This window comes from Variovorax sp. 10N412, from assembly GCF_056394985.1.
In genome coordinates this window covers 38,847-59,882 of the sequence record NZ_JBFTIO010000021.1, presented here as the reverse complement: position 1 = coordinate 59,882, position 21,036 = coordinate 38,847, and the positions used below count along the sequence as shown (strand labels likewise).

The following is a 21,036-nucleotide window of genomic DNA, read 5'->3' as shown; positions in this document are numbered from 1 at the left end:
CAACAAACGGCGCGCCGGCCCGCCTGGATCGACGAGTGGGTGTCGATCGACAGCGTGGTACAGGTCACCGCGGTGCTGGCGGTGTTCATGGCGCGCTGGTGCGGCGTCAACCGCATCGGCTAGCTAGCCCTGCAGCAGCGGCAGCTCCAGCGTCTGCCAGTTGCGCAGCATGGTGATCTGGCGGCGCAGGTAGTCCGTGGGGATGGCTTGCGACCCCCAGACGTCGATGCGCCCCGAATACTCGCCCAGCAGCCAGAACTGCCGGATCGACATGAAGCGCGCAATGGCCGCCAGGTCGGCATCGGCCACGGGCCTCACCTCGCGATACGCCGAGATGAAGTGCAGCCACTTGGCCTTGGCCTTGTCGCTCGCCACGCCGTCGGGCGTGTGCGGATGCAGGCTCCAGGGGTACACCGCCAGTTCGTAGGCGAGGTAGCCGGGGCCGGCCTCGTCGAAGTCGAAGAACACGGCCTCGCGGCGGCCCTTCTGCGCGCCGATGCCGTCCACCACGAAGTTGTTGCTGCCGTGCGCATCGCCGTGGCACAGCACGCGGCTCAGTTCGCCCAGCGACAGGATGTCGTCCTGCAGGCGCCGGGCCAGGGCCTCGAATTGCGGGCGCAGCTCGGCCGTCATGGTCGGGGCGCGCAGCAGGCCTTCGAGCGGGTGCAGGAGCAGGTAGTCCAGGTCCAGGCAGTAGGCGCTGCTCGGCCCCTCGTAGCTCTCGCCGGCGATGTGCAGGGCAGCCAGCCCGCGCGCGAAGGCTTCGATGTCCTCGCCTGCCTCGCTGGTGAACTCGCCGTCCAGGTGCTCGAACAGCATCAGCGCTCGCGAGCCCTCGGGCAGTTTCACCTGGATGGCCACTTCACCGTTGGCCGCCGGCAGGCAGCGCGAGACACGGCATCCGGCCTCGGCCCAGTGCCGCAGCGCGGCCGACTCGAACAACCCGTTGGGCGCGCCGCGGGGCCGGTCGGCGCACAGCCGAGCCACCACGCGTTTCCCGCTCGCAAAACTCAGTCGATAGACCTGGTTGAAGCTGCGCCGTAGAAATTCACTCTCGACGACCTCGCCCAAGTCATAGCCCGCCTGCACGAGCATCGAAATGCTGGCGGCCGTGGGCGTGGATTGCGCGATCTCGATTTGCATCCGGCTTCCAAGGGAAAAGGGCGCGATTATGCAGTGGCAGCCCTCACGACCGCCGCACCCGGCAAGGCATCTGCGGCCGTACATGCGCAAATTAACGGCAGTTTTGCAAGCGAATGTTGCTACAGTTGCCGCCGTCATGGGTCCTCGAAATGAAGCGCTCGGATGGCGCCTGCTGTTGCTGATCCTCCTCGCGGCGGTGGGATTGGGCTGGCACGTTTCCGCGCAGGCGCTGACCGTGGTGGACCACGCCAGGCTCACGCTGACCGTGCGCGGACAGGCCCAAGCCCCGCAGACCGTGGCCCTGCCGTATGACTGGGACCAGCGGGACGCGGTCGACGGGCAGGCGCACTTCGCGTTCGAGCTCCCGGTGGCCGACCCCACCGCCCCCATGGCGCTGTTCGTGCCGCGCGTGGGCAACAGCTTTCGTATCTCGGTGGACGGCCGGGAGGTGGCGCGCTTCGGTGCCTTTCCACCCGGGCCCTACGACGATGCCTCCACGACGCCCCAGTACATCGTGCTGCCGGCCACCGGTTCGGCGGCGCCGCGGCGCGTGGAAGTTGCCATTGCGGCGCAGACCGCGCGCCAGGGCGGGCTGTCCCTGGTGGTGGCGGGCAGCGAGGCCGAGATTCTTCCGTTGTACGAAAGCGCCCTGTTCTGGCAGGTGAGCGGCGGGCGCTTCATCGCCATCGTGAGCGGCGTGCTGGGCGCGCTGTCGCTGCTGGTGTGGCTGCGCCAGCGTGAATCGATCTATCTCTACTACGGCCTCGGAGAGTTGCTGTGGTCGCTGCAGACGGCACGCGTGCTTTTCACGCATGTGCCGCTGCCCTGGCCCTGGTGGGGCGTGCTCCCGCTGGCGGCGTTCCAGGCGGCGGTGCCGCTGTTGTGCCGCTTCGCGCTGACGGTGGTGGGGCGCGGCGACAGCCGGCTGGCCCGCCTGCTGGGCCTGATGGCCTGGCTGGCACCCGTGGCGGCGGTGCTGGGCATCATGGTGCCCTGGCTGTGGTTGATGCCGCTGTGGCGGGGCCTGGCCCTGCTGTCCGCACTGGCGATGATGGTCGTCGTGCTGCGGGTGGCGCTGCGCAGCGCCGTGCTGGAACACCGCGTGCTGGGCCTGGCCGTGGTGCTGATCGTGCTGTGCGGCGTGCGCGACGTGTGGGTCATGCGAACCTCCCCCGAGGCCTATGCGATGGTGCCCTGGATACGCTTCGCCTGGGTGGGGTTCGCCGTCACGCTGGCCTGGGTCATTGCGGAGCGCATGCGCAAGGACGCCCATGCGATGGTGCAGATGAACGCCGCGCTGGAGACCGAACTCGCCGAGCGCAACGCCGCCCTGGAGGCTGCCTTCGCACGCGAACGAGAGGGAGAAAAGGCGCGCGGCGCGCTGGAGGAACGCCAGCGGCTGGTGCAGGACCTGCACGACGGGCTGGGCGGCCAGCTCGTCGGGCTGCTGCGCATCGCCCAGCAGCCGGGGGCGGCGCGCGACGACGTCACGCTGCACCTGCGCGACGCGGTGGACCAGCTCAAGCTCACCGTGGACGCCATGCATGCCGACGAGGGCGACGTGGCCTCGACCCTGGGCAGCGTGCGCTACCGGCTGGGTCCGCGCCTGCAGGCCGCCGGCATCGACCTGCACTGGGACGTCGGCCGCCTGCCGCCCATGGCCGGCTGGAGCGCACGCGAGTCTCACCAGTTGCAGATGCTGCTGTTCGAGGCCTTCGCCAACTTGACGGCGCATTCAGCCGCGACACGGGCCAGCCTCAGCGCACGGCGCATTCAGCAGGGCACCACGGCCGAGCCGACGGACGAGGCCATCGAAGTCACGCTGTGCGACAACGGCAAGGGCTTCGACGTGACCGCGAAGTCCGCGGGACGGGGGCTGACCAACATGCGCGCGCGTGCGGCGGCACTGGGCGGCACGCTGACTTTGCAGTCGGCTGCCGGCGCGTCGTCGATGTGCCTGCACCTGCCGGTGCGCGCCGCCGCTCCGTTCGCCGACTGAAGAAAAAGATAGGAGCAGCTGCTCGGCGGCTGCTAACCGACTTCTTTCAGCGAGCCCAGATCGACCGGGCCGTCCTGGCTGGCGAAGGTCGGCATTCCGCCCTGTGAATCCTGCTGTTGCTGGCTGACGCCCGAGATCTGGTGGCTGCCCGTGTCGTATTGCCTGACGCGGCCGTCTTTCGCCACCACCAGCCGCCGCTGTTCGGGGAAGAAGGCGTAGCGCACGCCGTCCTGCCCGCCGGTGCTGGACGGGTTGGACAGGCCTTCGGGCCACCAGGAGTCGTCTGGCGCAGGCATGGGCTTCATGGGCTCCATCGGCTTCATGGGCTTCATCGGTTCCATCACGCGCTCCTGCCTGGCGCCTGATCGAGAAAATCGTCCCGCGGCGCATCGGTGTCCCCCAGCTGCGGAACCAGATAGTCGGACACCATGCCGGCGATGTCGGTGCTGCGCACCACCAGCCCCACGATCATGCCGAGCGACAGCAAGCGCCAGGGCTTGACCAGCACGATCAACGAACCGGCGCCGGCCGCATAGGCCATCAGCTTGCCCGGGTGCCTGGCGGCGTAGTCCTGAAGAAACGGCCTGCCCAACTCGGTCACCGTGCTCAGATGGCTGCGGCGCCACCAGCTTCCCACCATGCTGCGCTCGATCTTGTCCTCGACGCGCCGGCTCCAGGTGGCGGCGGCTGCCGCGGGTTCGGGTTCCTTGACCACGCGAACGATCTGCTCGCCGGTGTCCGTGGCCACTTTCCTGTAGCCCATCGCCGCCAGCAGGCTGGCACGGGACAGGGCGAGTCTTTCCTTGGGGGTGAGCGCTTCAGTCATGGTGGTTCCGCACGATAGTCATGGCACGTTGGTCGGCCTCGAGTTCCACGGCCACGAAGGCCGGGGAGACATCGGCGCGTCAGTTGAAGTAGCGACGCGGCGAACGGTCGAACGCCAGCAGCAGTCCGGCCAGCAACGCGCCGCCGGCCGCTGCAACCAGCACCGACTTCATCGGCTCGGCTGCGATCTGCTTGGAGCAAGATTCCTGCCAGTGCGCCGCATGCTCCCTGAGACTGGCAATCTTCTTGCCCGATTCGTTCACCGCATTGCGGGCATAGGCCTTGCCGGTGTCCAGGGCGTCCGCGGCCACGTCCTTCGCGTCGGCGGCGACGCCGCGCGCCGTGTCCAGCGCTTCGCCAGCAGCGGCCTTGGCATCGTCGGCACCGGCGCGCAGGGTCCGCACCGTGTCGCCGGCGATCGCCTTGGCCTCTTCGGCCAGTCCGCTGGCGGCCTTGGTGGCGTCCTGGCCGGCCTGGCGGGCCTCGTCGGCCAGTTGGGAAGGGGTCTTAGCGTCGTCTGCCATGGCGGTCTTTCGAGAGTGAGCAACAAGTTGCGAAGACGCTATTTGTGCAAAACCCGGCCGCACGCGGTGTCGGGGTGGGCAGGCAGCGCGTGTAGGCGAAAGCAACTCCGGCTGTGCGACGGCGCGACGGCGCAAGGCGTGGATGCGGGCGCTGCGCTCGGGTCAGCGAACCGGCGGAGCGCATTGCCGCGCCGCGCCGCCGCGCGGAAGCAGGATGCCCCAGCGTATGCGCACGCTCTGGCTTGCGCCCTTCCCCGTCCAGGGAACCAGCAGCGAACCGCGGCAGTCGGCCGCGCCGAGCGTCGGCTCCAGCATCACGCCTTCGGACAGGAAGTCGGGGTTGTCGAGAATCACCACCATGCCGCCCTGGCGCGCCAGGGCGCCCGGCGCCAGCCAGGGCGAATCGCGCTCCTGCGCGTCGACGAGGAGTTGCACAGACGGGTCCATCTTCAAGGCCACCGCACCGGCGAACCAGGTGTCGCCCACGAGCAGCGTGAAGGGCACACCGCTGACACGACCGACACGGCTTTGCCAGATGTCGTCCAGCGCCAGCGCGACGTCCGCGGCCGGAAGATTGGCGCGCGTCATGTAGCCGAGCTTCTTGCTCCCCACGCCCTCGACCCAGCCCTGGCCCAGCGCCGCCGCAACATGCACACAGACGGTGACCGCCACGACGATGCGCCAGCGCCGGCGCGTCCAGTGCTCCGCGTCCAGCCCCGGCACATTCACCACTGCCCACAACGCCGCGGGCAGGAAGAACGTGGTGAGCCACGAAGGCAGCAGCGTGATCTGCAGCACGGCCGCCAGCGGCAGCACCGCGCACACGGGGCCGAAGGTCGCCCAGGCCAGGAAGCGCCTGTCGAAGGCGGTGCCGGCGGGCACCGGCGCATGCCGGGTCTGCGGGGCTTTTTTCGTCCGCGTGTGCCACAGGCAGGCGGCCAGCAGCACCATCGGCAGCAGCCGGCCGACCTGCTGCGTCACCACGTGAAGCAGGCTGCGGTAGCTGTAGACGTCGGGCGGCTTCGAATGCACGGAGTGCAGCGCGTAGGCAATCGAGAGATCCGGATGGCGAAACATCCACACGAAGTGCGGCGCCAGCAACAACAGGGCCACGGCGCCGGCGAGCGCCAGGCCGGCCTGCACGTGCCTGGCGCGCCACAGGCCGTGCCGGACGATGAATGCGAAGCCCACCGCGAACTGCACCACCGCGCTGTACTTGGTCAGGAACGCCAGGGCCGCAAAGCACCCCAGGTACACCCAGTCCCTGTAGCGGGAAGACGGCGCCCGGAGCACGCGCCACAACATCCACCAATAGCCGGCCAGCGACACCAGCTGCACGGTGTTGTGGTTGTAGATCGTGGCGCGCTGCACGTGGTAGGTCACCAGCGTGCCCAGCACGAGCGCCAGCGCGGCGCGCTGGGGCGTCACCAACTCGCGCGCCCACTTCCACACGATGAACAGCGCCCCCGCGCCGCATGCGACGCCGGCGGCATAGGTCAGCCACGGCTCGCGGCCCGCGAGCCGCACCAGCAGGCCCATGATCCAGCTCGGCAGCGGCGGGTGCTTGTAGTAGCCGAACCCGAAGCTGCCGGCCCAGAACAGTTCCTCGACGTTGTCCCAGGGCGGCGTGGGATAGAAGAACGCAATGGACAAGGTCCACACGAGGGCCATCGCCGCCAGGGCCAGCACGATGCGCGCTTGGTCGCCCAGGGGCGCAAAGGCAGGCCAGGCGGAACGCACCCATGAAGGACCGCGCGCCGATGCCATGTTTCCGGAGGCCGACTTCATGCGCGGGCAGGCTCCACGTGCCGCGACCACGGCGCCAGCGCCACGCGGTCGCCCGTGGGCGAGGTCCACGGAAAATCCATGGCGACGAGCACCGTGTATTCAGCGATGCGCGCCTCGCCGTGCGGCGTTGCGGGTGTGCCGTCCAACGACGGGTGACACATCAGCACGTCGCCGCTGCGCGCGGCGCCCAGCCATGCGAGCAGCCGCGTGCGGTAGCCGTCGAGGCCGCCCGCGAAGTCGTAGACACCCAGGAGCGCGTGGCTCATCGGGTGCGACCTTCGCACCGCCTCGCGTGCCAGCGCGCGACCTCCCAGCGCATGAATGACGTGCGCCTTGAACGCGCCGGCGCCGTGCGCCGTGCGCGGCCTGGTGTTGCGCAGCCACGGCAGCGAAGCGCCGTAGCGGTTCGACAGTTCGTCCAGCAGCGCACGCCGCACCACGGGAAACTGATGCACGTGTCGATGCCCGTCGACGAACGCGGGCGGCCGGCCCATGCCGTCCTCGAAGCGCGAGAGCTGGTCGGCAATGGCACGCTGCAGGCCCTGCCGCGATGCGGTCCGGGTGCAGGTGCGAAGAAGCAAGGGGCCGAGCCCGGGCTCGTCGCCGCCCGGCGCGCGCGGCGGCGTCAGGTCCAGGTGCAGGCCGACATCCACGCGTTCGGGCTCGACGCGCCGCAGCGACAGCAGCCCCAGGCCCCACGCCTCGCGCTGCACGAGGCAGCCGGTGGCGGTGAGCTTGCGCCGCTCGATCAGGTCGAGCACCGCGGCATTGATGCCACTGCTCATGCCGAAGTCGTCGGCACAGATGCACAGCTGCTGCGTGCCGGACGCACGCGCCGTCATGCCTCTCCCACGTCGAGCCCGGTGCCGCTCTGCTCCCGCACCACGTACACGGGGCGGCCCTTGACCTCTTCGAAGATCCGCGCAACGTACTCGCCGACGATGCCGGTGGAGATCATCTGCACGCCAATGAAGAACATCAGGCTCACCACGATGGTGGCCCAGCCCGACACCTCGTTGCCGAAGACCATGTGGTCGACCACCACATAGATGCCGTAGGCAAAGGCAGGCAGTGCCAGCATGAGCCCCACCACGCTCACCATGCGCAACGGCCAGGTGGTGAAGGCGGTGAGGCCGTCGAGCGCCAGCCTGACGAGCCGACGCCCGTTGAAATGGCTGCGGCCCTGCGCGCGCGGGGCGGGCGTGTAGGGCAATGCCACGGCCCGGAATCCGACCCACGCATACAGGCCCTTCATGAACCGGCTGCGCTCCGGCAGGCTGGTGAGCACGTCAACCACCTTGCGGTCCATGAGGCGAAAGTCACCCGCGTTCTCGGGCACGTCGAAGCGGTCGGACGCGTTCAGCAGCTTGTAGAACAACCGCGTGCCCAGCTTCTTCAGGCGCCCTTCGCCGCTGCGGTCGTCGCGCACCGCGTAGACCACCTCGGCTCCTGCCAGCCAGTGGTCGACCATGGCGCGCACCAGCGCCGGCGAGTGCTGCATGTCGCCGTCGAGCAGCACCACCGCGTCGCCCGAGGCAGCGGCCAGGCCCGCGGTGATGGCGGCCTCCTTGCCGAAGTTGCGCGACAGCGAGATGCAGCGAAAGCCCGATGTGACGCACCACTCGCGCGTGACGCCTTCCGTGTCGTCGGTGCTGCCGTCGTCGACCACGATGATTTCCCAACGCAGCTGCGTGGCGCGCAGCATCGCCTGCAATTGCGGCAGCAGCTGGCGCAGGTTCAGCGCCTCGTTGAAGCAGGGCAACACGCAAGACAGGCTGCGTGGTCGCGGCGATGGGGCGGGTGTCTGCACTTGAGGCACCTGGTTCACCTGGTGCACCTGCACCAGCTGGGGCGCCTCGCGCATGACCGCACTCATGACCGGCGCCCCGCTGCGAACTTGCCGTGCAGGCACATCTTGGATGCGACGAGCGGCGTGTCGGCACGTGTGTGAAAGGCAGCGGTCATCACCAGCGAATGCTCCAGAAACGATGTACGGACAGCCGACATCACGGCTCGTCGCAGGGGCAATCGGTTGTGGATCTAGCACCCAAGACTTAGCTGGGAATTATCACTTTCGTAATAGAAAAAAACGCAATGACCTTGCCTCCAAAGACGCATCTCACGGGGTCAGTGCGCGGTCAGCATCGTTGGGAATGCGGGCGCCGAGCAGGCAGGGCCAAGGCACTGCGCACTGGGACACACTGCTGGCGTGCCCCGATCGACGAGTGCTCTGAATACGCTCACGCTGTCGGTGTGCGGCCGATCAACTGTCGTCACAGCGGCGCTGTTTGAAAGCACGACAGCCGAGGCGCAACTTGCTGTGGCTTCGCCATCAACCAGGCGTTGAAGTCCTGTCCGCAGTGCCACCTCCATACCGTTGGAATGGCGCTCTCAAACCCTCCGCAGCGCGACCACCCGCTCGCGCATATCGAAGTCCACCGCCAGTCGCCCCCGATAACGCAATCCCTGGTGCAACGCCGGCCGATACACCCACGTCGTCGCAGCAGCATCGGCAGACGCAGGAAAGAGCTCGATGCGCCCCCCATTCGGCTCACCCAGGAAAGCCCTCACCGCCTCAGCAGGCGTGCCCGGCGACAACGCCGTAGCCAGCATCTCCCACTGCACGCGGCGCAGTGTTCGCCAGCCCAGCACCAGCCCGATGCCGCCGAACATAAGCCCGAGCAGCAGCATCGAAGCCCCAGCCCACAGCGCCCGGGCAGCGGCCCCGTCAACCTGGCTGTCGGGCAGCGCGACTGCCGCAATGGCTGCCCCGCCAACGGCTCCCGCCACGAAGCCGGACCCCGCATAAACGGCGAACCAGCGCCACCCGCGCAGGCGCAATGCCAGATGCCATTCGCGCTCGTCCGGCAGCGCGCCCGCAGCGTCGTGCTGCGAGGCGTCGAGCGGCACGACATGGTCGCCCAGCCTGCGAACGACCGACGCCTGTTCCGTGGGCCTGTCTTGCAGCCGGATGTGCCATTCGTCGCGCCCGTCGAGCGAGACGAACAGCGACAGCCCATCGTCGTACGGCAGGAAGCTGGAGCCCAGGAAGCGCCAGCTTTCACCGACGGGGTGTTCTATGCCGTCGTAATCGACAAAGCTCTCGCGCACTTCGTAGCTGCGCCCGGGCTGCAGCGGGCCCCAGGCCTTTGCCGGTTCACGGCCGGTCCAGGTGCCGGAGGGTTGGGGTCCATGCATGTTCGTTGCGTCGGCGTTGTGGGGTCGATTGCGGCCGACTTTAGTTGGTCGCGCTTCGATAATGCGGACCCCTTGTACGGATCCAGCAAAAAATGAGCGCAGCAGATTTCCTCTTCGCCCCCGAGGTGCAGAAGCTCCTGAAGGTCGTCTACGCGGCTCCCGACCAACAGTTCTCGACCAGTGAGCTTGCCCAGCGTTCGAAGCTCGATTCCGCCGATGTGGCGCGCACCCTGGAGCACCTCGTCGCCAGCGGCATGCTGAAAAGGCAAAAGCCGAAGGCGCGAGCGGAGGCGCAGGTGGCGGAGGAGCCCGAGCTTGCCGAAACTGTCCAGGTCGACCGTTCCTTCGTTTTCTACGCCGAGCTGCGCACTATCGCGTTGAAGTCGTTCGCAGCCGCCGAGCCGATCCGTTCGATGCTGCGCTCCAGGTTCAAGGACTCGGTCGTGCGCGCCGTCATGCTGGGCGAAGACAAGGACGGCACCGTGGAGTTGCTGGTCGCGCACGGCCAGCTCACGCCCGATGAGGCCGCCATGACCACGGCCTGCCAGAAGCTTTCGAAAACCCTCCACCGTCATCTGAAGGTGCATGTCGTATCGATTTCCATGCTCGACGGCCTCGCGCCGCGCGACCCGCTCGCAGCCAAGCTTTCCGCGGCTTGCGCGTTCGAGCTCATCGCGCTCGGGGAGACGAAGGCCCGGCTGCCCGTCGAGCGGGTCGGCTTCCTGCAAAGCGCCCGAAAGAAATTGGCCACGCTGTCGCGCTCATCCGTGTGAGCCGGGGCCGCCTGGGGCGGGCGGGTTCCGCCCGGTGCCACATCCTCCATGTGTCGAACCGCTTACAACTTCAGAAAACCCGCCTGTTTGGCGAACTTGCGTTGCGCTTGTTGATCCTCCAAGCACAATCGAACTCGCTCGACGCGCCGAACTCTCCGTTTTCCCTCCTGTAAGCCAATGCAACTCAAGACTTTCTCCCTCCTCCCGCTCGCGTTCGCAATCGCCTCCGGCGCCCTGGTTCCCGGCGCAGCAGCTGTCGCTGCCTCCCATGCCGCCAAGCCAGCAGCCCACAAGAAGCCCGCCGCCGCCGCGCCTGCCGCGGAGCCCGCAGCCGGACAAACCGCGGTTGTCGGCGGGCCGCCGGCGCTGGCCTCCAAGGCATGGTTGCTGATGGACTTCGAATCGGGCGAGGTGCTCGCCTCGGCCAACCCCGACGAACCGCTCCCGCCGGCATCGCTGACCAAGATGATGACCAGCTTCCTGGTCGAGCAGGCACTTCGGTCGGGCAAGCTCAAGAAGGACGATCTCGTGTCGGTCAGCCAGAACGCCTGGTGCCGCGGCTCGAGCACCGAGTCGTGCATGTACCTGCCGCTCAATAGCCAGGCCACGGTCATCGACATCCTGCGCGGCATCATCATCCAGTCGGGCAACGACGCGTCCAAGGCCATCGCCGAGCACATGGCCGGCTCCGAAGAGGGCTTTGCCAAGCTCATGAACGCCGAAGCCCAGCGCCTGGGCATGACGCACACGCATTTCGTGAATGCCACGGGCCTGCCCGATCCCGAGCACAAGTCGTCTGCGCGGGACCTCGCGATCCTGGCGCGCGCGATCATCCGCGACAGCTCCGACTACTACCCGATCTACGCGGAGCGTGAGTTCAAGTACAACGGCATCAAGCAGGGCAATCGCAACGCGCTGCTCTACACCGACCCCACCGTCGACGGTCTGAAGACCGGCCACACCCAGGACGCGGGCTACTGTCTCGTCACTTCGTCCAAGCGCAACGGGATGCGCCTGATCACGGTGATCCTCAACACCAACAGCATGCAGGCGCGCGCCGACCAGACGCGCTCGCTGCTCGGCTGGGGATTTGCCAACTTCGAGCAGGCCACCCCCATCCAGCCCAGCGCGGTCGTTGCGACGCCCAAGATCATCTTCGGCAAGGCCGACACTGTGGCCGCGGGCCTGGGCTCGCCTTGGACGGTAACGGTGCCGCGCGGCCAGAAAGTGAGCACCTCGGTGCAGGTCAAGCCGGACCTGGAGGCGCCGGTGGCCAAGGGAAAGGTGATCGGCAAGGTCATCGCGGAATCGAACGGCAAACCGGTGGGCGAGGCGCCGCTGATTGCGCAGGCTGACGTGGAACGGGCAGGCTTCTTCCTGCGCATGTGGCAACGCCTGACCCGGTTGTTCGGCAAGTGAAGCGCGCGGGATGCGGCCGCAATCAGCTTGCATCGGCACGGTCAATCCCGTAGGCTGACCCGACGCCAACGCGCAACACCCAAGCCCTTGCGATCCGCCGGGCCGGCCTTGCGAACGCGCAAAGGAGTCCAGCCATGCCGAACCGGTCGAACGGCCTCGCGGCCGACGTGAACGCGGTGCGAACACTGGCGCTGGTCGGCGCCGCAGCCGCCGGCAAGACCTCCCTCGCGGAGGCCCTGCTGTACAAGGCGGGTGCCATCAAGGCGTGCGGCAGCATAGAGCGCGGCAGCACCGTCAGCGACCACGACCCGCTGGAGCGCCGCATGCAGCACTCGCTCAACGCATCGGTGATGCACCTCACCCATGCCGGCACGCGCATCCACCTCATCGACACGCCCGGCGGCCCGGACTTCCTCGGCCAGAGCCTGCCGGCGCTGGAGGCGGTGGAGACGGCGGCGGTGGTCATCAATGCCGCCACCGGCATCGAGCCGATGGCGGTGCGCATGATGGCGTACGCGGCCTCGCGCGGCTTGGCTCGCATGATCATCGTCAGCAAGATCGACTCGCAGGGCGTCTCCCTCTCGGCCCTGCTGGCCGACATCCAGACGACCTTCGGGCGCGAATGCCTGCCGCTGAACCTGCCCGCCGGGGTCCCCAAGCAGGTGGTGGACTGCTTCTTCAACCGCTTCGGGCAGTCCGACTTCGGCCCCGTCGAAGCGGCGCACCGCGCGCTGGTGGAGCAGGTGGTCGAGGTCGACGCGGCCTTCGTCGACCGCTACCTCGAGGAGGGCGACGTGGATCCGGCCGAGCTGCATGCGCCGCTCGAACAGGCGCTGCGCGAAGGCCACCTGATTCCCGTGTGCTTCGTTTCGTCGCGCAGCGGTGCCGGCGTGGGCGAGCTGCTGGACGTGATCGTCAAGCTCCTGCCCGACCCGAGCGAGGCCAACCCGCCGAACTTCATCGTTGGCGAGGGCGCAGGGGCCAAGCCCATGGAGGCCAGGCCCGACCCTTCGCTGCACGTGCTGGCGCACGTGTTCAAGGTCACGAACGCCCCCTACGTCGGCAAGATGGGCATCTTGCGCGTGCACCAGGGCACGCTCACACGCGAGAGCCAGCTCTACATCGGCGACGGCCGCAAGCCCTTCAAGGTCGGGCACCTGTTCATGCTCCAGGGCAAGGACCATGTCGAGGTGTCGAACGCGCTGCCGGGCGATATCGTGGCGGTGGCCAAGGTCGAGGACATTCATTTCGATGCCGTGCTGCACGACGCGGCCGAAGACAGCCATGTCCATCTCGCGCCGCTGGCGTTTCCGGTGCCGATGCACGGTCTGGCCGTGGCGCCCCGGCGCCATGGCGACGAGCAGCGCACCTGGGAGACCCTTGGCAAGCTCGCAGCCGAAGATCCCTGCCTGCGCATCGAGCATGTGACGGCCACCCACGAGACGGTCCTCTACGGCCTGGGCGAGCTTCACCTGCGTACCGTGCTCGACCGCTTGCGCGAGGTGTACCACCTCGAGGTGCAGACGCGCCCGCTGCAGCCGGAACACCCGCGGTCCGGCACAGACCCCTGACGCCCGGCGGCGCGCCATGCAGTGGTCCGCGCAACCCGGCGGATCCAGCAAGGCTCAGCCAGCGCGCGCGGCGCGTGCCTTGCGCGGGCCGCTGCGCGCGGGCTTCTCCGCGTCGAAGACCGTGCGCATCGCCTCGCGCACCTGCGCGCGCAACCAGTTGTGCGCGTTGTCGGTGTCGTAGCGCTGGTGCCACGCCTGGTGCACGGGCACCGCAGTCATCTTGAGCGGCAGGGGCAAGGTCTGCAGCCCCAGTGCGACGACAGCCGAACGGCACATCTGCTCTGGCACGACCACGACCAGATCGCTCTGCCGCACGAACAGCAACGCAGCCGTGCTCGTGGGCGCCGAAGCGACGACGCGCCGGCGCAGGCCCAGCGCGGCCAGCGCCTTGTCGACCGGATCGCTGAGACGACCGCGGCGCGACACCGTCAGGTGCTGTGCGCGCGCATAGCGCGCAAGGTCGGCCTTGCCGCTCGCCAGCGGATGACCGCTGCGCACGGCCAGCACCAAGCGGTCCTCGCCGATGGTCTCGTGGCGGATTTCGGGCTGAGACGGCACGGCCGCACCGATCTCCAGGTCGACCTGGCCGTGGCGCAGGTCGTTGGTGTCGGTGGCGGCTTCGGCCAGCAGGCGCAGCGCCACGCCCGGTGCCTGGGCCTGCACGATGGCCAGCAGCGCGGGGCCGATCGCCGTGCCGATGGCGTCGTGACACTGCAGCGTGAAGGTGCGTTCGAGTTGCTCCAGATCCAACGGCCGCTGCGGTGAGAGCACGGCGTTTGCCTGTTGCACCAGCGCATGCACCTCGCTGCGAACTGCAATCGCATGCGGTGTGGGCGTCATGGTCCAGCCGGTACGCACCAGGATCTGGTCGCCGGTGGCACGGCGGATGCGCCCGAGCGTGCGGCTCATGGCCGGTGCCGACACATGCATGCGCGCCGCCGCGCCGGCCACGCTGCCCTCTTCGAGCAGGGCATCGAGTGCACTCAAGAGGTTCAGATCCAGTTGCATTCAGGTAACTCCGTTCCTACCAAAGATGCACTTGAGGTTAACTGATATGGTCCGCCGCATTGAACAAGCAAGGAGCTTCGATGCCCGCAGAAACCACTTCCCCGACGACCGACCACCTGCTGCTGCCCGCCGTCATCGCCGCCGTTCATGCGGCCGGCGCCCGGTTGCTGGAGCGCTTCGGCCACACGGCGCCGCTCGCCACGTTCGACGACGTCGTGACGGCCATCCACGCCAACGACTCTGCATCGCTGGACTGCCTGCGCGATGCGCTTCGGGTTGCACGGCCCGGCGCAGGCTGGGTCGAGGACGAACTCGAAGGCGGAGCCCTGCCGCCGGGCGAGTGGTGGATCACCGATCCGGTCGAGGGCAACATCAACCATGTGCACGGCCAGCCGGACTGGGGGGTGACGGCCACGCTGGTCCGCGACAACGTTCCGGTGCTGACCGTCGCGCATGTGCCACTCACCGAGCGAACCTACACCGCCGTGCGCGGCGGCGGCGCCTTCGTCGACGGCATGCCGCTTCGCCCATCGGCCAAGACCGAGTTGCGCAGCGCCATGGTGGCCACCGGCCAGGCGCGCCCCGGTGAAAGCAGCGAGACCCACCGCCGCATCGGCCAATCGGTCACCGCGATGCTGGAAGCAGCCCTGGTGGTGCGCGTGACAGTGCCCGCGACCTTCCAGCTGGCGATGGTGGCCGGTGGGCAGATGGATGCGTTCTGGCAGCACAGCAACGTGCGCTCGGGCCTGGTGTCGGGCGCCCTGCTTGTCGAGGAAGCCGGCGGCGCGGTCAGCGACCTGCGCGGAAAACCCTGGCGCCTGGACAGTGAGGACTTCCTGGCCACGGCGCCGGGGCTGCAGCGCGAGGCCGTGCAAACGCTTTCCGTCGTCGCCTGAGGCTCGCTCCCCTTCCTTTCACCTTCTGTCATTCCACGCACAACGGAAAATCCATGAACCACATCTCCATCCTCGGCTCGGGCCGCGTCGCCGGCGCACTCGCGGGCAAGCTCGCCGCAAGCGGCCATGACATCGCCATCGGCTCGCGCGACCCGGTCGCAGCCGCCGCAAAGTGGAGCGGACCTGCGGTGCGCCACATGGACACCCGCGCGGCCGCCGGCGGCGCGCAGATCGTCGTCAACGCGACACCGGGCGACAGCGCACTCGCGCGTCTGACTGAGCTGCGCGCCGAGCTCGAAGGAAAGATCCTCATCGACATCTCGAACGCCTCGGCGCGCGGCGCCGACGGCATGCCAGCCGGGCTGCTCTACACCGAGGGCAGCCTGGGCGAGCGCCTCCAGCAGGCATTGCCCGGCACGCGCGTCGTGAAGACGCTGAACACCATGCTGTTCAGCGTGATGGCCGACCCACGCAGTCTGTCGGTGCCTGCAAGCGTGTTTGTCTCGGGGAACGACGAAGGCGCGAAGGCGACCGTGGTCGCGCTGCTCGGCGACCTGGGCTGGCCGGCCGACTGGATTGTCGACCTGGGCGACATTGCGAGCGCGCGCGCCACCGAGGCCCTGATGCTGATGGTGCCGCACGTGCTGCGGCGGTACGGGTTCAAGCCTTTCGCGCTGAGCCTCGCTCGCTGAGCACCGCCCGGTGCCCGCCAGTGCTGCGCGAAAACCGCAGGCCGCGGCCCTCAGCCGCGCGCTGGCCTCGGAGCAAGAAAAGGTGCCAGCGAGAACATCAGCGTTCCTGCTGCGACGAGCGCCCAGGTCGACACATGGAAGCTTCCCGTCAGGTCGCGAAACAAGCCGAGCGTGAGTGGCCCCAGCGCGCCCAGGAAGTAGCCGACGAACAGCACGAAAGATGTCCACGAGTTGGCTTCGTCAGGGCTGGAGGTGTGGTCGAGCGGCAAGGTCATGCCCAGGGAGAACGAGCCTCCTATGCCTGCCGCAACGAGGGGAATGACGAGCAGGGGCATGGCGCCCGGCGCGATGGCCATCGCGCACAGGCCCACGAGCGCGATGCCGGCGAACAAGCCGATCACCCCTCGACGGTCGTCGGACTTGCCGACCAACGCGGGCAGCGGGTTGGCGAGCATGAAGGTGGTCGTGAAGCTGGCGAGTGCCAGCCCGGCGGTGCCGTGCGAGGCGTGGGTGCTGCCGAATTCGCGGTACATCGGTGCGATCCACGAGAGCAGGCCAAAGAACAGGAAGTTGTTGGTCGCGAAGTAGAAGGCCACCAGCCAAGCCTTCGAGGACCTCGCCGGATGCACAGGGACGCCGGGAACAGAAGCGGCTTGTGCCGACACTGCGCGGGGCGCATCGACCGGGTCTTGCGAGCCGGCCACGTACAACCAGGCGGCGATGGCCGTGAGCCCGGGCAGCGCCCAGAACCCGGTGCCCAGACGCCAGCCGCCGCCAAGCGCCGCCAGCGGCCCCGTCATCGCGGCGGCAAGGGTGCTGCCCAGGCCGAGCGACATCGCATACAGGCCCATCAGCAAGGACACATGCCGGGGGAAGCGGGCCTTGACGAAGCCCGAGATCAACGCACCCGAGACGGCGATGCCCGCGCCCACGCCGGCGGTGGTGACGAGCAGCGAAGCCGTGGTTCCCACGAAGGCGCGCAACAAGGTGGCAATGCCCAGCACCGCCAGCGCGGCCAGGATCACCCGGTCCCGACCGAAGCGACGCGCGAGCCAGGGTGCAGGCAGTGCCAGCAGCCCCATGAGAACGTTCGGAATGGCAGTCAACAGGGAGGCCTGGGTGTTCGAGATGCCGAACGCGCTGCGGATCTGCTCGAGCATCGGGCCGATGGAGACGATGCCTGGGCGCAGATCCACGGCCACCAGTGCGATGCACGCGATGGCGGCCGCGAGCGTCATGCCCGAATTGACTTGCGGTGCCCCCGCAGCAGCGGAGGCCGTGCGCGAGCCGAACGATGTTGCCGGGATGGCGTGGGCGATGCTGGAGGACATGGTGTGGAGGCTCTTTGGATGTCGGGTGTGTGATTCAGTCGATGCAGGGGGCCAGGGCCGACGCCCCGGCCTGCGCGACCGCGATGTCCTGCTCGACGCTCCCCGCGCTGGCACCGATGGCACCGACCAAGGTGCCGTTCGAGCGGATCGGAAGGCCTCCGCCGAACACCACGGCGCGGCCACCGAGCGCGTGCTGGATGCCGTACAGCTCGGCACCGGGTTGTGCCAGCCGAGCGAGCGTGCCGGTGGGGTGGCCGAACATCGCCGCGGTGTGCGCCTTGTCGATCGCCAGCGCCGCACAGCCGGCGACGCCTGCCTCGCCTCGAGAGAAGTGCAGCAGGTGCCCGCCGCAGTCCACCACGGCAATCGAGTAGGCGATGCCGAGCCGCAAGGCGCAGGCCTCGGCGGCCAGGACCATCGCCTTCGCATCGGCGAGCGTCAGGGTCTCGGTGAGTCTGGGCATGACAGTCCTGTGGCGCTGAACCGCGGTCTCACTTCGCGCTGGCGTTGACCGCGGCGATGATCACTGCGGCCACGTCCTTGGGACGCGACTGTTGCGGCACATGGCTGGTCGGCAGTGTCGTCGTGGTCGCGCCGATCTTCTTCGCCATGGCGCGCTCGAGGTCGGGCGAGATGATGCGGTCGTTGGCGCTGACGATGAACCACGAGGGGCGCGTCTTCCATGCGGCCACGGTCGTCTTGTCTTCGAGGGCCTTGGCCTGCAGCGGGCCTTGCGTCACGGCCATGACCGCGGCCTGTGCGCGCGGCACGTCCGGGGCAAAGTCTTCGGCGATGGCCTGCGGCGGCAGCGTGAGCCAGTCCTTGGCGTCGGCCACCAGCCGCTTGACGCCCGGCGACGGCGGATAGTCCTTGCCCAGTTCGGCGGACGACTGGCCCGCGTCCGGCGCGAAGGCGGCCACATAGACCAGCCCGGCCACCTTGTCGTTGTCGCCCGCCTCGGTGATCACGGTGCCGGCCCACGAGTGGCCCACCAGCACCACCTTGCCCTTCTGGTTGTCGATGGCGCGGCGTGTCGCGGCCACGTCGCCGGCCAGCGACTCGAGCCCGTTCTGCACCGCCGTCACATGGATGCCCTTGGCCTGCAGCAGCGGAATGACCTTGGCCCAGTCGGAGCCGTCGGCGAAAGCGCCGTGCACGAGAACGACCGATGGCAGGTCGGCTGCGAAGACATTGCCGCCGACCAGGGTAGCGGTGGCGAGTGCGACGGATGAAAGGATGTTGCGGATCGTCATGAGAAATCTCCAGTGAATGTCAGATGGGTTGGCGTGGGCAGGGCAGCCGATGGGCTCAGGCCTTGAAGAACGCGAGCAGATCGGCGTTGATCACTGCGGCGTGGGTGGTGCACATGCCGTGCGGCAGGCCGGGATAGACCTTGAGCGAGCCCTTCCTGAGCAGCTTGACCGCGAGCAAGGCGCTGTCGGTGATGGGCACTATCTGGTCGTCGTCGCCATGCATCACGAGGGTGGGCACGGCGATCTTCTTCAGATCTTCGGTGAAGTCGGTCTCGGAGAAGGCCTTGATGCAGTCGAAGTGGGCCTTGGCACCGCCCATCATTCCCTGGCGCCACCAGTTGGCCTTGATGCCTTCGGACACCTTGGCGTCGGGCCGGTTGTAGCCATAGAAGGGAACCGGCACGTCCTGGTAGAACTGCGCGCGGTTGGCCGCCAGCTGCGCACGGAAGCCGTCGAAAACCTCCATCGGCAGGCCACCCGGATTGGCGGCGGACTTCAGCATGACGGGTGTCACCGAGCCGATCAGCACCGCCTTGGCAACGCGCTCGCCGTGCAGCGCAACGTAGCGCGCCACTTCGCCGCCGCCGGTGGAGTGACCCACGTGAAAGGCGTTCTTCAGGTCGAGGTGGGCCGTGAGCGCCGCGACGTCGGCGGCGTAGGTGTTCATGTCGTTGCCGGTGTCCGTCTGCGACGAGCGGCCGTGGCCGCGCCGGTCATGCGCAATGACGCGATAGCCCTGGCCGAGGAAGTACAGCATCTGCGCGTCCCAGTCGTCGGCGCTCAGCGGCCAGCCGTGGTGGAACACGATCGCCTGCGCGGTCCTGGGACCCCAGTCCTTGTAGAAGATCTGGGTGCCGTCCTGTGTGGTGATGGTGCTCATGGTGGTGTTTTCTTGCGGGCTTGGTTGAAGGGGAACGGTGTTGCGGGTTGCGCCGGTGCTGCCGGCTGCCCATGCGGCCATGGGCAGGCCGAGGGAAACGGCGGCAGCGGCGCCGCTGGCCAGCAGGTGTCGGCGCGCGGGATCGGTCGGCCTGGAAAGGTTTTGCATGGGTGCTGCTTTCGGTCGGTAGAAATGCGGGCGGAAGACGCCTCAGCTGCCGACCTTGCTCAGCAGCAACTGCGCTGCCTCGGCAGACGAACCAGGGTTCTGCCCGGTGATGAGCAGGCCGTCCGCGACCACATACGAGGACCAGTCGGCGCCCTTGGAATACAGGCCACCCTTGGCCTTGAGCTCGTCTTCGACGAGGAAGGGCACGACGTTGGTCAGGCCCACAGCCTCTTCCTCGGTGTTGGTGAAGCCGGTCACGTTCTTGCCTTCGACGAGCGGCTTGCCATCGGCGAGCTTCACATGGCGCAGCACACCCGGCGCGTGGCACACGAGAGCCACGTACTTGCCCGCGGCGATGAACGATTCGATCAGCGCGATCGAGTGCTCGTCTTCGGCCAGGTCCCACAGCGGGCCGTGGCCGCCGGGATAGAAGACCGTGTCGAAGTCGGCCTGCGAGACGCTGTCCAGGCGCACGGTGGTGGCGAGTTGCGCGGTGGCCTGTGCATCGGCTTCGAAGCGTCGCGTCAGGTCGGTCTGGAAGGACGGCTCGTTGCTCTTGGGGTCGAGGGGCGGTTGGCCGCCGTTGGGCGAGGCCAGCACGATCTCGGCGCCAGCCGCCTTGAACGCGTAATACGGGGCGGCCAGCTCTTCGAGCCAGAAGCCGGTCTTGCGGCCGGTGTTGCCGAGTTCGTCGTGCGAGGTCAGGACCATCAGAATCTTCATGTTGCTTCTCCAGAAAAAAACGTTGATTAAAAACACAATAGACCGGTCTACTAGTAACCCGGCCTGAAAAAAGCACCTCGGTTCGAAGTGCATCCAGGACCCGCCCCGTTCAGTGGGACAGGTGAAGAATTTGGCGCGTGGTTTTCAAGGCGGCCTCGAAGGGTTCTCGATCTCGCACGATCTTGACCATCACACTGGCGCCCAGCCACAGTTGGTAAAGGCTTTGTGCGGTGTCCTCAGGCGACCCATGGATGGAGAGCGACTTTTCCGCAATGCCGACTTCCAAGGCCTTGGCCAACCTGCTGGTGATGCCGGCGGTGCCCTTCTTCAGCGCCAGGCGCATGGGTTCGGACAAGTCCGCAACCTCGGCGCCCAACTTCACGGCCAGGCATTTGCCCTGGCAGTCCATGAACGACTGCGTGTCCCGCCAGTCGGCGAAATAGTTCATCACACGCTGCGCCATGGTCTGGTCCGGCTGCGCCAGGGTCTTGTCGATTTCCGCAAGATAGTCATCGAAATAGCTGTCGAGCAAGGCCTCGCCGTACGCTTCCTTCGAGCTGAAGTAGTGATAGAACGACCCCTTCGGAACGCCGGACGACGTCAGGATCTCGTTCAGCCCGACGGCCGTGAACCCTTTCGCAGCCATCATTCGCTGACCGGCCGCGAGGATGTTGTCTCGGGTGTCGGTGGATTCGGGGGTGGTCGTTTTCGCCATGACGCAATTCTAGCGCTCAAGTAGACCAGTCGTCTAGTCCTGATTGAAAAAATATTCAGTCGCCCTTTCCGCTCGCTGCACGAGACTCCATCCGGCTGCTTGAAGGATCGCTATGCGGCGCAGACTCCCA

Annotated in this window: 20 protein-coding genes and 1 pseudogene; 6 read left to right on the top strand and 15 right to left on the bottom strand. The window is 67.8% G+C overall.

Annotation, left to right across the window (positions count from 1 at the left end; translation table 11 throughout):
• Nucleotides 1-123 precede the first annotated feature (123 nt).
• Entirely contained in the window at nucleotides 124-1,143 is a 1,020-nt protein-coding gene (locus AC1DJH_RS30035; protein WP_472124704.1) for a phosphotransferase enzyme family protein, read from the bottom strand.
• Nucleotides 1,144-1,318: 175 nt separating this feature from the next.
• On the opposite strand from AC1DJH_RS30035, the gene AC1DJH_RS30030 reads away from it, so the two are divergent.
• The gene (locus AC1DJH_RS30030; RefSeq protein ID WP_478188198.1) at nucleotides 1,319-3,142 is read left to right on the top strand and encodes a sensor histidine kinase; all 1,824 of its coding nucleotides are present in this window, start codon (nucleotides 1,319-1,321) and stop codon (nucleotides 3,140-3,142) included.
• A 32-nt stretch (nucleotides 3,143-3,174) separates the two neighbouring features.
• Here AC1DJH_RS30030 and AC1DJH_RS30025 read toward each other — a convergent pair whose 3' ends face one another.
• From AC1DJH_RS30025 to AC1DJH_RS29995, 7 genes are all read right to left on the bottom strand, one after another.
• On the bottom strand, nucleotides 3,175-3,483 hold the full coding sequence (locus AC1DJH_RS30025; RefSeq protein ID WP_478188197.1) for a hypothetical protein: 309 nt from the start codon (nucleotides 3,481-3,483) through the stop codon (nucleotides 3,175-3,177).
• Complete coding sequence (locus tag AC1DJH_RS30020; RefSeq protein ID WP_478188196.1) at nucleotides 3,483-3,968, bottom strand: hypothetical protein; 486 nt, start codon at nucleotides 3,966-3,968, stop codon at nucleotides 3,483-3,485. The genes AC1DJH_RS30025 and AC1DJH_RS30020 overlap by 1 nt, the downstream gene beginning before the upstream one ends.
• A 79-nt stretch (nucleotides 3,969-4,047) precedes the next feature.
• Complete coding sequence (locus tag AC1DJH_RS30015) at nucleotides 4,048-4,491, bottom strand: hypothetical protein (protein WP_472124692.1); 444 nt, start codon at nucleotides 4,489-4,491, stop codon at nucleotides 4,048-4,050.
• A 162-nt stretch (nucleotides 4,492-4,653) separates the two neighbouring features.
• Nucleotides 4,654-6,279, bottom strand: a complete 1,626-nt coding sequence (locus AC1DJH_RS30010) for a glycosyltransferase family 39 protein (protein WP_478188195.1) — start codon at nucleotides 6,277-6,279, stop codon at nucleotides 4,654-4,656.
• A complete protein-coding gene (locus AC1DJH_RS30005) occupies nucleotides 6,276-7,121 on the bottom strand; it encodes a ChbG/HpnK family deacetylase (RefSeq protein WP_478188194.1) in 846 nt (281 codons plus the stop codon). The genes AC1DJH_RS30010 and AC1DJH_RS30005 overlap by 4 nt, the downstream gene beginning before the upstream one ends.
• Nucleotides 7,118-8,143 carry a glycosyltransferase family 2 protein gene (locus tag AC1DJH_RS30000; RefSeq protein ID WP_478188193.1) on the bottom strand — a complete coding sequence of 342 codons (1,026 nt, stop codon included), beginning with the start codon at nucleotides 8,141-8,143 and terminating at the stop codon, nucleotides 7,118-7,120. The genes AC1DJH_RS30005 and AC1DJH_RS30000 overlap by 4 nt, the downstream gene beginning before the upstream one ends.
• 527 nt (nucleotides 8,144-8,670) lie before the next feature.
• Nucleotides 8,671-9,477, bottom strand: a complete 807-nt coding sequence (locus AC1DJH_RS29995) for a DUF3601 domain-containing protein (RefSeq protein ID WP_478188192.1) — start codon at nucleotides 9,475-9,477, stop codon at nucleotides 8,671-8,673.
• 92 nt (nucleotides 9,478-9,569) lie between these two features.
• Between AC1DJH_RS29995 and AC1DJH_RS29990 the strand changes: the two genes are divergently transcribed.
• The 3 genes and pseudogenes from AC1DJH_RS29990 to AC1DJH_RS29980 form a co-directional block, all read left to right on the top strand.
• Complete coding sequence (locus tag AC1DJH_RS29990; RefSeq protein ID WP_478188191.1) at nucleotides 9,570-10,250, top strand: hypothetical protein; 681 nt, start codon at nucleotides 9,570-9,572, stop codon at nucleotides 10,248-10,250.
• A 177-nt stretch (nucleotides 10,251-10,427) separates the two neighbouring features.
• Complete coding sequence (locus AC1DJH_RS29985) at nucleotides 10,428-11,669, top strand: D-alanyl-D-alanine carboxypeptidase family protein (RefSeq protein ID WP_478188190.1); 1,242 nt, start codon at nucleotides 10,428-10,430, stop codon at nucleotides 11,667-11,669.
• A gap of 134 nt (nucleotides 11,670-11,803) precedes the next feature.
• A pseudogene (locus tag AC1DJH_RS29980) lies at nucleotides 11,804-13,201 on the top strand (GTP-binding protein); the annotation flags it as partial.
• 93 nt (nucleotides 13,202-13,294) lie between these two features.
• Here AC1DJH_RS29980 and AC1DJH_RS29975 read toward each other — a convergent pair.
• Entirely contained in the window at nucleotides 13,295-14,248 is a 954-nt protein-coding gene (locus AC1DJH_RS29975) for a LysR family transcriptional regulator (protein ID WP_478188189.1), read from the bottom strand.
• A gap of 80 nt (nucleotides 14,249-14,328) precedes the next feature.
• Between AC1DJH_RS29975 and AC1DJH_RS29970 the strand changes: the two genes are divergently transcribed.
• Both AC1DJH_RS29970 and AC1DJH_RS29965 read left to right on the top strand, forming a co-directional pair.
• The gene (locus tag AC1DJH_RS29970) at nucleotides 14,329-15,144 is read left to right on the top strand and encodes an inositol monophosphatase family protein (RefSeq protein ID WP_478188188.1); all 816 of its coding nucleotides are present in this window, start codon (nucleotides 14,329-14,331) and stop codon (nucleotides 15,142-15,144) included.
• A 53-nt stretch (nucleotides 15,145-15,197) separates the two neighbouring features.
• Complete coding sequence (locus tag AC1DJH_RS29965) at nucleotides 15,198-15,836, top strand: NADPH-dependent F420 reductase (RefSeq protein WP_478188187.1); 639 nt, start codon at nucleotides 15,198-15,200, stop codon at nucleotides 15,834-15,836.
• Nucleotides 15,837-15,886: 50 nt separating this feature from the next.
• Here the strand turns inward: AC1DJH_RS29965 and AC1DJH_RS29960 are convergent, their stop codons facing one another.
• The 6 genes from AC1DJH_RS29960 to AC1DJH_RS29935 form a co-directional block, all read right to left on the bottom strand.
• A complete protein-coding gene (locus AC1DJH_RS29960) occupies nucleotides 15,887-17,167 on the bottom strand; it encodes an MFS transporter (protein ID WP_478188186.1) in 1,281 nt (426 codons plus the stop codon).
• 34 nt (nucleotides 17,168-17,201) lie between these two features.
• Complete coding sequence (locus AC1DJH_RS29955; protein ID WP_478188185.1) at nucleotides 17,202-17,630, bottom strand: GlcG/HbpS family heme-binding protein; 429 nt, start codon at nucleotides 17,628-17,630, stop codon at nucleotides 17,202-17,204.
• Nucleotides 17,631-17,658: 28 nt separating this feature from the next.
• Nucleotides 17,659-18,420, bottom strand: coding sequence for an alpha/beta fold hydrolase (locus AC1DJH_RS29950; protein ID WP_478188184.1), 762 nt, complete (start codon nucleotides 18,418-18,420; stop codon nucleotides 17,659-17,661).
• Between the two features lie 55 nt (nucleotides 18,421-18,475).
• A complete protein-coding gene (locus tag AC1DJH_RS29945) occupies nucleotides 18,476-19,300 on the bottom strand; it encodes an alpha/beta fold hydrolase (RefSeq protein ID WP_478188242.1) in 825 nt (274 codons plus the stop codon).
• 210 nt (nucleotides 19,301-19,510) lie between these two features.
• Entirely contained in the window at nucleotides 19,511-20,191 is a 681-nt protein-coding gene (locus AC1DJH_RS29940) for a type 1 glutamine amidotransferase domain-containing protein (protein ID WP_478188183.1), read from the bottom strand.
• A gap of 109 nt (nucleotides 20,192-20,300) precedes the next feature.
• On the bottom strand, nucleotides 20,301-20,906 hold the full coding sequence (locus tag AC1DJH_RS29935; RefSeq protein WP_478188182.1) for a TetR/AcrR family transcriptional regulator: 606 nt from the start codon (nucleotides 20,904-20,906) through the stop codon (nucleotides 20,301-20,303).
• Nucleotides 20,907-21,036: the final 130 nt, after the last annotated feature.